Here is a 13,785-nt window from a genome sequence, read left to right on the forward strand (position 1 = left end):
GGCATCCATGGCTGACCAGCATGCGATCGGTTCGCGGCGCGGGCTGAAGCCGGCCCTGCCGCTTCTCCTTCCGGCCTATCTGTGGCTGACGGTGGCGATCTTCCTGCCGCTGTCGGCCATGGTCTTCTTCTCGTTCATGACCGACCTGCCGCTGGCCGGGAGGGAATGGGCGTTCACACTCGACAATTACGCGGCCTTCTTCTCGCAGAGCCTCTATCTGACGCTTCTGCTTGCCTCGCTGCGGCTCGGCCTCGAGGTCACCCTTTGGTGCGTGGTGATCGGTTATCCGGCAGCCTATGTGCTGGCCAAGGTGCTGAAGGGACGCAGCCGCGAGGCGATCTTCCTGCTCGTCATCCTGCCGTTCTGGTCGAACGGGCTGGTGCGCATCTTCTCCTGGGCGATGGTGCTGCGCGAGGGCGGCATCCTCGACACGGCGCTCAACGCCGTGCTGCCGTTCAAGATCAACATCGATCTGATGTATTCCTATCCGGCCGTCATCATCGGCCTGGTGCACTCCTATGTGCCCTACATGGTGCTGACCTGCTACCTGACGCTGCAGGCGATCGACGATTCGCTGATCGAGGCCGGCCGCTCGCTCGGCGCGTCGCGGCGGCAGGTTCTTTGGCGCGTGATCATCCCGCTGTCGATGCCTGGCCTGATCGCCGGGGCAGCGCTGATCTTCGTGCCCGTCGTCGGCTCCTTCATGGAGCCGCGCATCCTCGGCGGCCGCACCGGTACCTTCTACGGCACCGTCATCGAGGACCAGTTCGTCGCGGTCTTCAACTGGCCGCTGGGCGCGGCGCTGTCCTTCATCCTGCTCGCCGTCGTGCTGGTGATCCTGGCGGTGGCGTCGCCGATGCTGAAAAGGGCCGCCTGATGGCGACGACGCGCATCCTCGAATGGCTTGGGCGCTGCTACATCGTGCTGCTGCTCGGCTTCCTCTATCTGCCGATCATCATCATGGCGCTGATGTCGTTCAACGCCTCGCCCTTCTACCAATTGCCGCTCGAGTGGACGACGGACTGGTATGCCTCGCTCTGGCAGAACGACCAGCTGATTGCGGCGACCTGGAACAGCATCGAGATCGCGGTGATCACCACCGTCATCGCGACCGTGCTCGGCTCGGCCGCCTCGCTGGCGCTCTACCGCTGCGACTTCCCGGGCAAGAAAGTCCTGCAGGCGCTGCTCTTCCCGCCGATCGCCATTCCGTGGCTGATCACCGGCACGGCGATGCTGATCTTCTTCTTCGGCATCGGCATCGGCCGCGGGCTGGTGGCGATCCTGCTCGGCCATGTCGCGCTGGCGCTGCCTTACGTCATCGTGGTCGTGTCGGCCCGGCTGCAGACCTTCGCGCCCGAGCTGGAGGAGGCGGCGCGCTCGCTCGGCGCCAATCAGTGGCAAGTGACGAACCGCGTCACCTTGCCGTGGATCATGCCCGGCGTCATCGCCGGCGGGCTGTTCGCCTTCGCCGTGTCGTTCGACCAGTTCGTCGTCTCCTACTTCCTGTCGACCCCCGGCCAGACGACGCTGCCGGTCGAGATCTACGCCGCGATCCGCAAGGGCTTCACGCCCGAGATCAACGCGGTTTCCACCATCATCATCGTGGTGTCGATGGCGCTGATGCTGCTCACGGCGCGCTTCTTCAAATTCGGCGGAGAGAAATAATGGCAGGCGTCCAGGTAGCGAATGTCTTCCGCAGTTTCGGCGCGCACAGGGCGCTCGATAATGTCTCAATCGATTTTGCCGATGGCGGCTTCTATGCGCTGCTCGGGCCGTCGGGCAGCGGCAAGACCACCCTGTTGCGGCAGATCGCCGGTTTCGATTTTCCCGACACCGGCCGCATCGCCATCGGCGGCGAAAGCGTCGAGCGCGTGCCGGTCGAGAAGCGGCGGATCGGCATGGTGTTCCAGAATTATGCGCTGTTTCCCAATATGAGCGTCGCCGACAACGTCGCCTTCGGCCTGTCGGTGCGCGGCGAGCCGAAGGCGTCGATCGCTGCCGAAGTGCAGCGCGCGCTCGACCTCGTGCAGCTCGGCAAGCTCGGCGGCCGCCGGCCGCACCAGCTCTCCGGCGGCCAGCGCCAGCGCGTGGCGTTGGCGCGCGCCATCGTCACCAAGCCGCGCGTGCTGTTGCTCGACGAGCCGCTCGGCGCGCTCGACAAGGCGCTGCGCGTCGACATGCAGATCGAGTTGAAGCGCATTCAGCGCGAGATCGGCATCACCACCATCTTCGTCACGCACGACCAGGAAGAGGCGCTGACGATGAGCGACCGCATCGGCATCCTGCGCGATGGCAGGCTGGTGCAGGAGGGGCCGCCGGAGGAGATCTACGACCGGCCGCAAAGCGAGTTCGCCGCGACCTTCCTCGGCGACGCCAACATCTTTCGTGGCGACGCAACCGGCAATGGGATCAGGCTGCCCGACGGCACGACGATCGCCGCTGCCTCTGGGCCTTCGCTGGCAGCCGGCGCCAGGGCGAGCTGCGCGGTGCGGCCGGAGCGGATCCAGATCTCGACCGGCGCGGCGAAGCCCGATGCGGACAATGCCAATACGCTCAAGGGACAGGTGTCCAAGCGTATCTTCGCCGGCAACAACAGCACCTATTTTGTCGACCGCGACGGCCAGACGCTGAAGGTGATCGTGCAGAACACCGGCGCCGAAAGGTTGGCTGAAGGTCAGCCGGTGGTGCTCAGCTGGTCGCCGGACAGTACTGTGCTGATCGCGGCGGGCTAATCGACGCCGTCGGGCGGTCATCTGAAGCGTGTCGCGCTGACGCCGATTCAAGAAACGCGGCTAACTCTTTGTTTTTCAGGCTCGCCAAGAGCCGTCGGCGAGCGCGGCGTAGAGCACGTTGGCGTTGGCCCCGAGCGGCCTGTCCTCCTTGAGCGCCGGGACATGCGTGCGGACAGAAGCGTGGATGACAGCGGTTGCCGGCGCCAGCGTGATCCCTTCACGCAGGTCGACGGCCTGGGCCGCCGCCATCAGTTCCATGGCGATCAGGCGTCGCCACAGTACGATCATGTCGGCGCATTTCGAAACCGCCAGAAGCGTTTGCGTTGCGTGATCCTCCACGCCTTCCGAGACCGGCAGGTAATCGAGCATCACGGGGTTGGCCTTATGGCGGATCGCGGCCAGGATCGCCGTAACGGTCTTCTGCAGAGGCACGAAGCCGGCGGAGGCGCCGCCGAGCGGCGACAGGTATTTGGGCAGGCTGTTGCGGCCCGAGCCGGTGAGCTGGATGAAGCGAGCGGCGCACGCCCCCGCGCATTGCGCGATTGCCAGGCCAAGCGTCTCGAAGGCGAGCGCGAGTGACGCGGTGTGAAAGTTGCCGGTCGACAGCACCAACGCGTCTTCGACCAGCACCAGCGGATTGTCGGCGGCGGCGTTGAGCTCGATCTCTACCGCCAGCCTGGCATGATCGATCGCCTGGATCAGCGCCCCGTGGATCGAGGGCATGCAGCGGATCGACAGCGGATCCTGCAAGCTCGTCTGCGTCGTTTCATGATCGCGCGCCAGCAGGTCGCGCAGCGTCCTTGCCGCCAGCAATTGGCAGGCCGCGGGCCGCGCGACATGCAGGCGCGGATCGAGAATGGTGCGGTTGGCCGCAAGCGCTTCCATGGTCAGCGCGCCGGCCTGCTGCTGCTGTTCCATCGCCGACAGCGCGTCGACAAGTGCCAGTGCGCCGGCGCCGGTGGAGACCGCCGAAGCATTGATCAGCGACAAGCCGTCCTTCGGCGCCAGGCTGACCGGTGGGAGGCGCGCCATCATAAGCGCCTTGGCCGAAGGCATGCGCCGGCTTTGGTAGTCGGCGTCGCCTTCGCCGATCAGCGTGTGGGCGATCGCCGTCATCATCACCAGGTCGCCGGCGCCGATCGAGCCGAGCGCCGGCATCACCGGATGCACGCCTGCGTTCAGCATTTCGACCAGCGCGCTGAACACATGCGGCGACAGGCCGGAGCCGCCGGCTGAAAGCATGGCGATGCGGGCAAACATCGCTGCCCGCACGAGCTGGATGGGCAACGCGTCACCCACCGCGGCGCCGCGCCCATCGAGAAGCTGGCGCTGGAAGGCGCTGGCGTCGCCCTCGACTGCGGTGCCGAGATTGGCGCCGAGCCCGGTGTTCAGGCCGTAGATCTGCTGGCCGGCGGCGGCAGCTTCATCGAGGACTTTGCGCGCCTTGGCCAGGTGTTCCATGACGGAGGGCGTGACCTCCACCTTGGCCGCATTGCGCGCGGCAGCGGCGACATCCTCGATGCTGACGCCGGCGCCGGTGAGGACGAGCGGGGTCATGCGAAACGCAGCCTCTGGCCGACGCCTTGCGTGCCGGCCTTGGCCAGCATCGCCTTGCCGAGCGCGATGTCTGAGAGCGACAGGCCGCGATGCCAGAACAGGATGGTCTCGTGGTCGCCCTGGCGGCCAGGCTTCAGGCCGGCGGCGATCTGGCCGAGTTCGGCATGCAACGTCGCCTCGCTCAGCCGCCCGGTCTCGACATGGGCGCGCAGCGAGCCGAACTTGCCGCTCTTGCACTGGCCCCAATCGTCGACGACGATCTTGCCCATGATATCGGTCAAGGACAGCTCCACCGCGCTCATCGTGCCATAGGGCACTACAAGCGCGCCCGGCTTGATCCATTCGGTCTTGAGCAGTGGCTGCGGTTCGTTGAGCCGCGAGGCCTCGACGACGATGTCGGCTCCGTCGACGCAGCTTTTCCAGTCGCCGACCGCGGTGACTTTCTTGCCGAGGTCGGCCGACAGTTTCGCCGCGAAAGCATCGCGGCTTTCCGGCCGGCGCGAATGGACGCGGATCTCGTCGAAGTCGAAGAGATGGTCGAGCAGGCGGACGTTCCAGTAGGCGGTGCCGCGCGCGCCGATATGGCCGAGCACCTTGGATGTCTTCTTCGCCAGGTGCTTGGCGCCGATGGCGGTGACGGCGCCGGTGCGCATGTCGGTGATGACGGTGGCGTCGAGGATGGCGCGCGGCGTGCCGGTGCGTGGATCGAACAAATTGAGGATGCCGAATTCCGAAGGCAGGCCGTGCAGATAGTTGTCGACGTAGTCGCCGACGATCTTGACGCCGGCGGCGTCGAGCGGCGCCACGTAGCCGCGCAAGACATTGAAATGGCCGTGGAATGACGGGTCCGGCTCGAGATGGACGCGCGGTTCGATCACCGTCTGGCCCTTGCCTTGCGCGACAAGGCCGGCCTCGACCGCGCCGATGATCTCGGCATCGGTCATCGCCAGCGCTTCGATATCGAGAGCGTTGAGATAGTCGATATAGATGGGCTTCATCCCATTTCCCCTCTTAGGCCCACTTTCCCATAACAGGCGGCGAGGCACCACAAAAGTTTGTTGGATAACCACTGGACTAGGCTGGTCCAATGCTGTTCAAACCAGGTCCGTCATGAGCAGCATCCCCGACAATCCGATGTTGTCCCAGCCGTCGACAGCCATGCCGGCGCGCCAGGCACGGCGCGTGGCGCTGATCGTCGCCGTCGCCTTCTTCATGCAGCTCTTGGATTCGACGATCATCTCGACGTCGCTGCCGCAAATGGGCCAGTCCTTCGGCGTGCCGGCGGTGGCGATGAGCATCGGCATCACCGTTTACATGCTGGCCATGGCCGTGTTCGTGCCGCTGTCCGGCTGGCTTGCCGACCGTTTCGGCGCGCGCAACGTCTTCCTGGTCGCCATCGCCCTGTTCACCCTGGCCTCGATCGCCTGCGGCTTCTCACATAACCTTTCGCAATTTGTCGCCGCCCGCGTCGTGCAGGGTCTTGGCAGCGCGCTGATGACGCCGGTTGGCCGCATCCTGGTGCTGCGCAATGCGTCGAAGTCGGAGCTGATCGCCGCCACCGCGCTGATCACCTGGCCGGCGCTGTTCGCGCCGGTGGTCGGACCGGTGCTTGGCGGCTTCATCACCACCTATCTCTCCTGGCACTGGAATTTCTTCATCAACATCCCGCTCGGCCTGGCCGGCCTGCTGCTGGTCGCCCGCTTCGTTCCGGGCGACCGCGAAGCCGAGACCAGGCCGCTCGACTGGCCGGGGTTCGTGCTCACCTCGCTCGGGCTCGCCGCGATGCTCTACGGGCTGGAGCGCATCGCGCATCCTGAGGACGGCGTCTTGCCGACCGTGGCGCTGATTGCCGCCGGCGTGCTGGTCGGCTGGCTGGCGGTGCGGCACCTCGCGCGCACGCCGCATCCGCTGCTCGACCTCAAGGCATTCAAGGTCCTGACCTTCGCCATCTCGACGCTGTCGGCCGGAACGATTTTCCGGGTGTCGATCAATGCCACCCCGTTCCTGCTGCCGCTGCTGTTCCAGGTCGGCTTCGGCTTGCGGCCGGTCGATGCCGGCTTGCTCGTCCTGGCCTATTTCCTCGGCAATCTCGGCATGAAGGCGGTGACGACGCCGACGCTGAGGCGTTTCGGCTTCCGTCGCGTGCTGGTCGTCAACGGCCTGATCGCCTCGCTCGCGGTGATGGCCTGCGCGGCGATCTCGCCTGAAACGCCGCAGGCGCTGGTGGTGGCGCTGATGCTGGTCGCCGGCCTGTCGCGTTCGATGCAGTTCACCGCGCTCAACACGCTGGCTTTCGCCGATATCTCGGGCGCGCAGCGCAGTTCGGCGGCGACGCTGTCCAGCATGCTGCAGCAGATATCGATGCTGTTCGGCGTGGCGGTCGCGGCGGCGGTCCTCAATCTGTCGCAGATCGCGAGGGGCGGGGCAGCACTCGATCTCGTCGATTTCCGCATCGCCTTCCTGGTGGTCGGCGGAATCGGCCTTGCGGCCGCCTTCCGCTTCCTGGTGCTGCCGCCGGCGGCGGGCGCCGAGGTTTCAGGCCATTCGCCGCGGAATTGACATCCGGATTTTGGGCCGATCGCCGAGATAAACTTCGCTCCGCCTTTGGTCGCGCCCTCATCCGTCTCGGGCCGCGCGCCGATCCACCGTCTCCCACAGGGGTGCAGGCTCTCATGCCGGTCGATAAACCCTTTCCGCAGTGATCCAGAAGATATCCGCTTCTGCCGCCGCGCCGTGCCTGGCCACCGCCGCGCGGTGCGCCTTGATCAGCTCGGCGTGGCTGGTCCACAGCTTCTCGATCGGGAAATTCGAGCCGAACATCAGATGGTCCGAGCCGAGGATATCGATCGCGTTGTCGACGATGTAGGCGATCAGCGCCGGATCGTTGCGGTGGACGAAGGTGCCGAGGCCGGACAGCTTGGCGTAGACATTGGGCGCGGCGGAGAGCGTGCGCAGGCCGGTCTTCCATGCCTCGGTGGTTTCCGGTTCCATGCCGGTCAGCATGCCGGCATGGGTGAGGATGAAGTTGGTCTGAGGGTTCTCGCCGACCAGCGTCAGGCCGTCCTTCATCTGCGCCGGGAAAAGCTGGAGGTCGAAGGACAGGCCGTAGTCCTTCAGCCGCGCCACATTCTTCCGCACTGTGGGATCGATGACCTGGTCTGCCGAGGCGGCGAAGCGGAAAGCCGGCGTCTCGTGCCAGTGCAACTGCATGCGCACGCCGCGCAGCAGCTTGTATTTCATCAGCCGGTCGATCTGCGGCCGGACATCGTCGACGGTCATGTCGGCAAAGCCGACGATGGCGTGCGGCCAGCCCGTTTCGTCGGCGGTCTTCTGTAGGAAGGCGACTTCCTTCTCGAAATCCTCCTTGGCCCAGTTGGTCTGGACATAGACGGTCTTTTCGACGCCAGACCCCCTCTGGTCTTCGAGGAATTCCTCGATTGGATAGTCGCGGCGGATCGGCTCGTAGGGGCCGAAGATGCGCGGCACCATCGGTCCCACCAGCCAGGGCTGGTCCTTCTGGCGCCAGATGTGGAAATGCGAGTCGATCGCCTTCTGCATCACGATACCCTTTTCCAGATGGCCTCGGCCGACGGAGCGGGCCGGGCGAGCGACAGGATGAAATCCGTGAGGCTCTTCAGCGACGAGCCGTCGACCAAATCGTCGAGCACCGGCAGGATGGCGCGCAGCGCCGCCGTCGCCGGCCGGAAACGCGGATCGCCGGCGAGCGGCGTCGCCAGCGACAATCGGAAGGCGCGGGCGCTCAGGCGACGCATCGCGGTCTCGAGATCGGCGTGGTCGCCGCGCTCCAGCGCATCCGAAAGGATGACCACCGCCGCGCCGCGGGCGAAGGCGGAAAACCGTGGCACCGAAAGGAAGGCGAGCAGCGTCGGCCCCATGCGAGTGCCGCCGTCCCAGTCGTCGACCAAAGCCGCCGCCCGGGCGAGCGCCTGGTCGCGATCGCGGACCCGCAGCGCCGAGGTGATGCGCGTGAGCCGAGTGCCGAAGGTGAAGACTTCTGCACGGTCGGCGCCCTGCACGGCGGCGTGCGCCAACTTCAGGTAATCGGTGGTGTGGAGCTTCATCGAGCCGGAGACGTCGATGAGCAGGAGCAGCTTGCGCGGCACGGTCTGACGGCGGCGGAGCTGCGGCGAAGGAATATCGCCGTCGGCGCTGACGATTTCGCTGAGCGAACGCCTGAGATCGAGCGTGCCGCGCGAGCGGGTGCGGATGGTGCGGAAGGAGCGACGGGCGGGCAGGGCGGAGGCGAGCCCGCGGCGGAATGCGCCAAGACCGTCGGCGTCGCGCTGGAAATCGCGGCTGCTCAACTGCTCGCGCGCCGAGGACAGCTCGCCGCCTTTCTCCTGGCGAGCGGCCTGGCTTTCTTCCTCGCGCGTGCCACGATCGTCCTTGATGCGGGTTTCATCCTCTTCGCCCTCGATCGACGGTTCTACGTCGCCATAGAAGTGGCTGCGGAAATGTGCGTCGAATTCGATGCGACGGTCGGGCGAAGGCGCGAGCGTGGCAAGTGCGGCCTCGCGGATGTCGTTCATCGAGCGCGGCCCAAGCAGTGTCACCGCCTGCATGAAGCTGCTGGCTTGTTCCGGCGCGACGGCGAAGGCGTGGCGGCGCAACAGGCGGGCAAAGCCAAGGAAGGGCGCGGCGGCGCGGGGCAAGCTTTCCTCGCCCCGTTCACGGGGAGAGGATGCCGGCAGGCAGGTGAGGGGCAGCGCCATCGTCTGCCCATGTTGGCGCCGCCCCTCATCCGCCCCTTCGGGGCACCTTCTCCCCGTGAACGGGGAGAAGGGATTGTTGAGGTCGCGGCTCACGCCAGTGACTCCTCGACGATCCTCCCAAGTTCCGGCGCGATCACGGACAGATCCTCCTCGTCCTTGATCAGCAAGCCGATGGCGCGGCGAAAGGCTTCCGGCCACTGGTTGCCGCCCTTTTCGAGAATGGTGGCGGCATTCGCCCATTCCACCGCCTCGGCAATGCCGGGCGGCTTGGCCAGCGGGCGGGCGCGGATCTGCTGCACGGCATTGGCCACCGCACGCGCCGTCGCCTCGGCGACATCGCCCGCGCGCAGCATGATGATCTCGGCTTCGCGCGCGGCGTCGGGGTAGCCGATCCAGTGGTAGACGCAGCGCCGGCGCAGCGCCTCGGCCAGCTCGCGGGTGCGGTTGGAGGTCAGGATGGCAATCGGCAGCGTTGCGGCGCGGATCGTGCCGCGTTCCGGGATGCTGATCTGGAAATCGGAGAGAAATTCCAGCAGCAGGGCTTCGAATTCGTGATCGGAGCGGTCGATCTCGTCGACCAGAAGCACACGCTGCTCCGGCGCGCGCAGGACCTGCAGCAGCGGCCGCGCGATCAGGAAGCGATCGTCATAGATGTCGATCTCGTGCTCGCCGGCATGGCGGATGGCGAGCAGCTGGCGCTGGTAGTTCCATTCATAGAGCGCATGCGCGGCGTCGATGCCCTCGTAGCATTGCAGGCGCACCAGCTCACGGCCGAGCAATTCGGCCAACGCCTTGGCGGCTTCGGTCTTGCCGACGCCCGGCGCGCCTTCGAGCAGCAGCGGTTTTCCCAGCCGGATCGCCAGGAAGATTGCGGTCGCAAGGCTGTCGTCGGCGAGATAGCGCGAGGCGGCAAGGCGCGCCGCCACCGCTTCCGGCGAAGCCGCGATCTGTTCGGCGTCGGCGCGGGTCATTGTCCGCTCAGCCCGCGGCCTGCGCCTTCAGCGCGCGCAGGATGCGCTCGGGCGTGATCGGCAAAGTGTCGATGCGCACGCCAACGGCGTCGAAGACGGCATTGGCGACCGCCGGGATCTGCGGGTTGGCGCACATCTCGCCCGGCCCCTTGGCGCCGAAGGGACCGTCCGCTGACGGCCGTTCCAGCACGATGATCTCGGTCTCGGCGAGATCGCCGGGACCCGGCATCAGATATTGGTTGAAGTCGGTGCCGCCATGGTCGCGGTTCGGATAGTAGGGCTCGGTCGTCTCGTAGAGCGCGTGGCTGATGCCCATCCAGGAACCGCCGACGAGCTGCTGCTCGACCATTTTGGGGTTCAGCGCGCGGCCGATCTCGAAGACGTTCTTGACGTTGAGCACCGTCACCTCGCCGGTTTCGTCGTCGACCTCGACCTCGGCCACCGTACAGGCATGCGCGTAGCAGGTCGACGGCTTCATCGCGCCGGTCTCCTTCTCCGGATAGGAGCGCGGGATCAAAAACATGCCGCGGCCGGAGATCGAGCGGCCGCGCTTGAAATGCGCCGACAGCGCGACGTCGAAGATCGAGATCGATTTCTGCGGCGCGCCCTTCACCAATATGTTGCCCTGGCCGTCGGTCTCGAGGTCCGAGGCGTTGACTTCCAGCTCTTCCGCCGCCACTTCCAGCATCACCTGGCGGGCTTCCCTGGCCGCCTGAATGACGGCGTTGCCGGCGCGGTGCGTGCCGCGCGAGGCGAAGGTGCCCATGCAGTGCGGCCCGGTGTCGGTGTCGGCGGTGTCGATGATGACGCGGTCGGTCGGTACGCCGATGGTCTCGGCGCAGATCTGCGCCATGATCTGCTTCATGCCCTGGCCGAGGTCGACGCTGGAGAGCGTGACCATGAAATTGCCGGTCGGGGTCGAATGGACCAGCGCCTGGGTGGGGTCGCCACCGAGGTTCATGCCGGTCGGATAGTTGATCGCGGCGACGCCGCGTCCGCGCCGGATCGCCATCTCAGCCTCCCTTCCTGTAGGACGACATCGCCATGAATTTCTCCGCCACCGGCCAGTTGGCGGCGCGCGAGGCTTCCTGCATGCACTCGATCAGCGCTGCGCCCTCGGTCGGCTGGCGATGCGCCTTCATGTCGCCGTCGCGGTAGGCGTTGATGAAGCGGAACTCGAGCGGGTCCATGGCGATCAGCCGCGCCAGCTTGTCCATCTGCACCTCAAGCGCGAAGTCGCCGATGGTGACGCCGAAGCCGCGCATGGCGGAGGAGGGGGTGCGGTTGGTGTAGACGCAATAAGTGTCGATCCAGACATTGGGGATCGTGTAGGGACCGGGATAGTGCGCCGCACCCTTCTGCGCGCCATAGGGCGAATGGCGCGAATAGGCGCCGGCGTCGGTGTAGCCGGTCACCTTGCGGGCGACGATGCGGCCGTCCTTCATGACGCCGTCCTTGATCACGATCTTTTCGGCCGCGCGGGGCGACGAAATCTGCATCTCCTCCTCGCGGCTGTAGATGAAACAGACCGGTCGCCCGGTTAATTTTGCGCCGAGGATGGCAATCGGTTCGACGATGACGTCGACCTTGCCGCCGAAACCGCCGCCGACCGTGCCGCCGACGAAATGCAGTTTCGAGCCCGGCATTTGCAGGATGATCGAGGCGTTGTCGAGGGTGAAGAACATCGCCTGCGTGTTGGTGTAGCAAGTGAAGCGGTCGTTGCCCTCGGGCGCCACGACACAGCCGGTCGTCTCGGTCGGCGCATGCTCGATCGGCGAGGACTGGTAGGTCTGCTCGAGGATGTGGTCGGCCTCGGCAAAGCCCGCCTCGACATCGCCGAAGCGCACCTTGCGGCACTCGCCGCTGTCATACAGGTAGTGGTTCTGGCCGTGGTATTCGTTGACGAGCGGCGCGCCGGGCTTCAGCGCTTCCTCCATGTCGAAGACGGCGGGCAGCACCTCGTAGTCGACCTTGACCTTGGCCGCCGCCTCCTGCGCCGCACGTTCGGTCTCGGCCAGCACCGCAACCACCGCCTCGCCCTTCCAGCGAACCTTGCCGTCGGCGAGCACGGTTTCGTCCTCCGGCCCGATCTGGATCAGGATCAGGATGGTGTAGACATTGTGCGGCACGTCCTTGGCCGTCAGCACCTTCACCACGCCCGGGTGCTTCTCGGCTTCCGAGGTGTCGATCGCGCGGATGCGGGCGTGATGGTGCGGGCTGCGCACCATCTTCAAATGCAGCATGCCCGGAAAATTGCGGTCGGCGAAATAGACGGTCTTGCCGGTGACATGGCCGGGCGAATCGAGCCGCGGCCTCGGCTGTCCGATCTCGTTGAGGCCGTCCTTGCGCTGATCGGCGAAATAGCTCTTGCGCAGTTCCATTCTCTTGGTCCCCTCAGGCCGCGTTCTGCGAATTGGCGCGCGCGGCGGTGAGCACGGCCTGGATGATCGGCTCATAGCCGGTGCAGCGGCAGATGTTGCCGGACAGCGCCTCGACCACCTCTTCGCGGCTGGGACTGGGCGTGCGGTCGAGCAACACCTTGGCGGCCATGATCATGCCCGGCGTGCAGAAGCCGCATTGGGTGGCGAAGGCATCGAGGAAGGCGCGCTGCAGCGGATGCAGCACGCCGCCCTCGGCGAGACCTGCCGTGGTCCCGATGACGGCGCCGTTGCAGGTCTCGGCCAGCGTCAGGCAGGAGAGCCTCAGCTCACCATCGACGATGACCGAGCAGGCGCCGCAGGTGCCCTGGTGGCAGCCGCCTTTCGGCGAGGTATCGCCGATCTTGTCGCGGAGCGCGTGGAGCAGCGTCGTGCCGCTGTCGATGAACTCGGCTTTTTCCGAGCCGTTGAGCGTGAACAGGACCGGGACCTTCGCCATGTCTTTCCTCCCAGCGCGCCTGCCCGGATATCCGGACAGACGCGCGCCCCCGACGTGTGAGACTTCCTGCCTGTCGCAATTCCAAAACCGCTAAGCGCTTTTGGGCGACAGGCATCATGCGAGCAGCAGCCGACCGAGATGAACCGGCAGCACTTCGGCGCGATACCAGGCGCTGGCGACCGGATCGGTGATCGGCGCTATGCCCTCGTTTGCCACGGCCAGCGCCGGCGCGATCTCCCCGCGCGTCAGCCGGCAGCCGAGCAGCGCCTTCTCGGCCGCCCGGGCGCGCATCGGCCGGTCGGCCATGCAGCCAAGCCCAATGCGCGCGGAAGTGATCGTGCCGTCGTCGGCCCGTTCCAGCAACGCGGCGATGCTGAGCACCGAAATGCCCTTGGGCTTGATCCGCGACACTTTGAGAAAGCGGAAGCTCTCCGGGCGGGGCAAGGCGAAGGTGACGGAGGTGACGATGGAACGGCTGGCGTCGCGTCCGGCCAGGAAGGTCTCGATCGGCACTTCGCCATCCTCGGCGGCGACGCTCGCGTCCAGCGCAAGCAGCGCGACGGCGAAGTCGCCGTAGGGCGCAGGCGCAAAGAGATTGCCGCCGACGCTTGCCATGTTGCGGATCGCCGGGCCGCCGACGGCGCGCGCGGCGGGCGCGAGCCATGCGAGCTCCGGGTGGCGGGCGATCGCAGCCATGGTGACGGAGGCGCCGAGGCGAACCTTGCCGCCGGAAACGGCGATCGCCGACAGTGACGGTTCGGTGGCGCGGACGAGGCCGGAGACAGAGACATCGCCTTCATTGGCGGCGCGCACGACCAACGTGCCGCCGCCGAGATAGCGCGTGCCGGCGGCCTGCAGTGCCGCGTTCGCGTCCTTCACCGTCGGGAATGTCTGGAGGGCAAGCGCCATGGCACG

Annotated in this window: 13 protein-coding genes; 4 read left to right on the forward strand and 9 right to left on the reverse strand. The window is 66.4% G+C overall.

Annotation, left to right across the window (positions count from 1 at the left end; translation table 11 throughout):
• Positions 1–7 precede the first annotated feature (7 nt).
• The 3 genes from EN786_RS08705 to EN786_RS08715 are packed head-to-tail and all read left to right on the forward strand — an operon-like array spanning position 8 to position 2,732.
• Positions 8–877 (forward strand): ABC transporter permease, encoded by an 870-nt coding sequence (locus tag EN786_RS08705; RefSeq protein ID WP_127310479.1) that lies wholly within the window; start codon positions 8–10, stop codon positions 875–877.
• On the forward strand, positions 877–1,665 hold the full coding sequence (locus EN786_RS08710) for an ABC transporter permease (RefSeq protein ID WP_127310478.1): 789 nt from the start codon (positions 877–879) through the stop codon (positions 1,663–1,665). The genes EN786_RS08705 and EN786_RS08710 overlap by 1 nt, the downstream gene beginning before the upstream one ends.
• On the forward strand, positions 1,665–2,732 hold the full coding sequence (locus EN786_RS08715; protein WP_135908186.1) for an ABC transporter ATP-binding protein: 1,068 nt from the start codon (positions 1,665–1,667) through the stop codon (positions 2,730–2,732). Before EN786_RS08710 ends, EN786_RS08715 begins: the two co-directional genes overlap by 1 nt.
• A 75-nt stretch (positions 2,733–2,807) precedes the next feature.
• Here the strand turns inward: EN786_RS08715 and hutH are convergent, their stop codons facing one another.
• Complete coding sequence (gene hutH, locus EN786_RS08720; RefSeq protein ID WP_127310215.1) at positions 2,808–4,289, reverse strand: histidine ammonia-lyase; 1,482 nt, start codon at positions 4,287–4,289, stop codon at positions 2,808–2,810.
• Positions 4,286–5,287, reverse strand: coding sequence for an ornithine cyclodeaminase family protein (locus EN786_RS08725; protein WP_127310214.1), 1,002 nt, complete (start codon positions 5,285–5,287; stop codon positions 4,286–4,288). Before EN786_RS08725 ends, hutH begins: the two co-directional genes overlap by 4 nt.
• A gap of 112 nt (positions 5,288–5,399) precedes the next feature.
• On the opposite strand from EN786_RS08725, the gene EN786_RS08730 reads away from it, so the two are divergent.
• Positions 5,400–6,848: a DHA2 family efflux MFS transporter permease subunit gene (locus EN786_RS08730; protein ID WP_127310213.1), complete on the forward strand. Its 1,449-nt coding sequence runs from the start codon at positions 5,400–5,402 to the stop codon at positions 6,846–6,848.
• Between the two features lie 111 nt (positions 6,849–6,959).
• On the opposite strand, the gene EN786_RS08735 is transcribed toward EN786_RS08730, so the two are convergent.
• From EN786_RS08735 to EN786_RS08765, 7 genes are all read right to left on the reverse strand, one after another.
• Complete coding sequence (locus EN786_RS08735) at positions 6,960–7,847, reverse strand: amidohydrolase (RefSeq protein ID WP_189340479.1); 888 nt, start codon at positions 7,845–7,847, stop codon at positions 6,960–6,962.
• The gene (locus EN786_RS08740; protein WP_127310216.1) at positions 7,847–9,022 is read right to left on the reverse strand and encodes a VWA domain-containing protein; all 1,176 of its coding nucleotides are present in this window, start codon (positions 9,020–9,022) and stop codon (positions 7,847–7,849) included. Before EN786_RS08740 ends, EN786_RS08735 begins: the two co-directional genes overlap by 1 nt.
• An 89-nt stretch (positions 9,023–9,111) precedes the next feature.
• Positions 9,112–9,993 (reverse strand): MoxR family ATPase, encoded by an 882-nt coding sequence (locus EN786_RS08745; RefSeq protein ID WP_127310211.1) that lies wholly within the window; start codon positions 9,991–9,993, stop codon positions 9,112–9,114.
• Between the two features lie 7 nt (positions 9,994–10,000).
• Positions 10,001–11,005 (reverse strand): molybdopterin cofactor-binding domain-containing protein, encoded by a 1,005-nt coding sequence (locus tag EN786_RS39255; protein ID WP_127310210.1) that lies wholly within the window; start codon positions 11,003–11,005, stop codon positions 10,001–10,003.
• A 1-nt stretch (position 11,006) separates the two neighbouring features.
• Positions 11,007–12,374 (reverse strand): xanthine dehydrogenase family protein molybdopterin-binding subunit, encoded by a 1,368-nt coding sequence (locus EN786_RS39260; RefSeq protein ID WP_135908217.1) that lies wholly within the window; start codon positions 12,372–12,374, stop codon positions 11,007–11,009.
• A 13-nt stretch (positions 12,375–12,387) separates the two neighbouring features.
• Positions 12,388–12,870 (reverse strand): (2Fe-2S)-binding protein, encoded by a 483-nt coding sequence (locus EN786_RS08760; protein WP_127310208.1) that lies wholly within the window; start codon positions 12,868–12,870, stop codon positions 12,388–12,390.
• A gap of 114 nt (positions 12,871–12,984) precedes the next feature.
• Entirely contained in the window at positions 12,985–13,779 is a 795-nt protein-coding gene (locus EN786_RS08765) for an FAD binding domain-containing protein (RefSeq protein WP_127310207.1), read from the reverse strand.
• Positions 13,780–13,785: the final 6 nt, after the last annotated feature.

Origin of the sequence: Mesorhizobium sp. M4B.F.Ca.ET.143.01.1.1, assembly GCF_004792275.1 — a bacterium.
Lineage (GTDB): Bacteria > Pseudomonadota > Alphaproteobacteria > Rhizobiales > Rhizobiaceae > Mesorhizobium > Mesorhizobium abyssinicae.

What these genes read in the sequence shown, in the direction of transcription:
- EN786_RS08705 (WP_127310479.1), top strand. Translation starts at nt 8, where the DNA reads ATGGCTGACCAGCATGCGATCGGTTCGCGGCGCGGGCTGAAGCCGGCC.
- EN786_RS08725 (WP_127310214.1), bottom strand. Translation starts at nt 5,287, where the DNA reads ATGAAGCCCATCTATATCGACTATCTCAACGCTCTCGATATCGAAGCG.
- EN786_RS39255 (WP_127310210.1), bottom strand. Translation starts at nt 11,005, where the DNA reads ATGGCGATCCGGCGCGGACGCGGCGTCGCCGCGATCAACTATCCGACC.
- EN786_RS08735 (WP_189340479.1), bottom strand. Translation starts at nt 7,847, where the DNA reads ATGCAGAAGGCGATCGACTCGCATTTCCACATCTGGCGCCAGAAGGAC.
- EN786_RS08760 (WP_127310208.1), bottom strand. Translation starts at nt 12,870, where the DNA reads ATGGCGAAGGTCCCGGTCCTGTTCACGCTCAACGGCTCGGAAAAAGCC.
- EN786_RS39260 (WP_135908217.1), bottom strand. Translation starts at nt 12,374, where the DNA reads ATGGAACTGCGCAAGAGCTATTTCGCCGATCAGCGCAAGGACGGCCTC.
- EN786_RS08745 (WP_127310211.1), bottom strand. Translation starts at nt 9,993, where the DNA reads ATGACCCGCGCCGACGCCGAACAGATCGCGGCTTCGCCGGAAGCGGTG.
- hutH (WP_127310215.1), bottom strand. Translation starts at nt 4,289, where the DNA reads ATGACCCCGCTCGTCCTCACCGGCGCCGGCGTCAGCATCGAGGATGTC.
- EN786_RS08740 (WP_127310216.1), bottom strand. Translation starts at nt 9,022, where the DNA reads ATGGCGCTGCCCCTCACCTGCCTGCCGGCATCCTCTCCCCGTGAACGG.
- EN786_RS08765 (WP_127310207.1), bottom strand. Translation starts at nt 13,779, where the DNA reads ATGGCGCTTGCCCTCCAGACATTCCCGACGGTGAAGGACGCGAACGCG.
- EN786_RS08710 (WP_127310478.1), top strand. Translation starts at nt 877, where the DNA reads ATGGCGACGACGCGCATCCTCGAATGGCTTGGGCGCTGCTACATCGTG.
- EN786_RS08730 (WP_127310213.1), top strand. Translation starts at nt 5,400, where the DNA reads ATGAGCAGCATCCCCGACAATCCGATGTTGTCCCAGCCGTCGACAGCC.
- EN786_RS08715 (WP_135908186.1), top strand. Translation starts at nt 1,665, where the DNA reads ATGGCAGGCGTCCAGGTAGCGAATGTCTTCCGCAGTTTCGGCGCGCAC.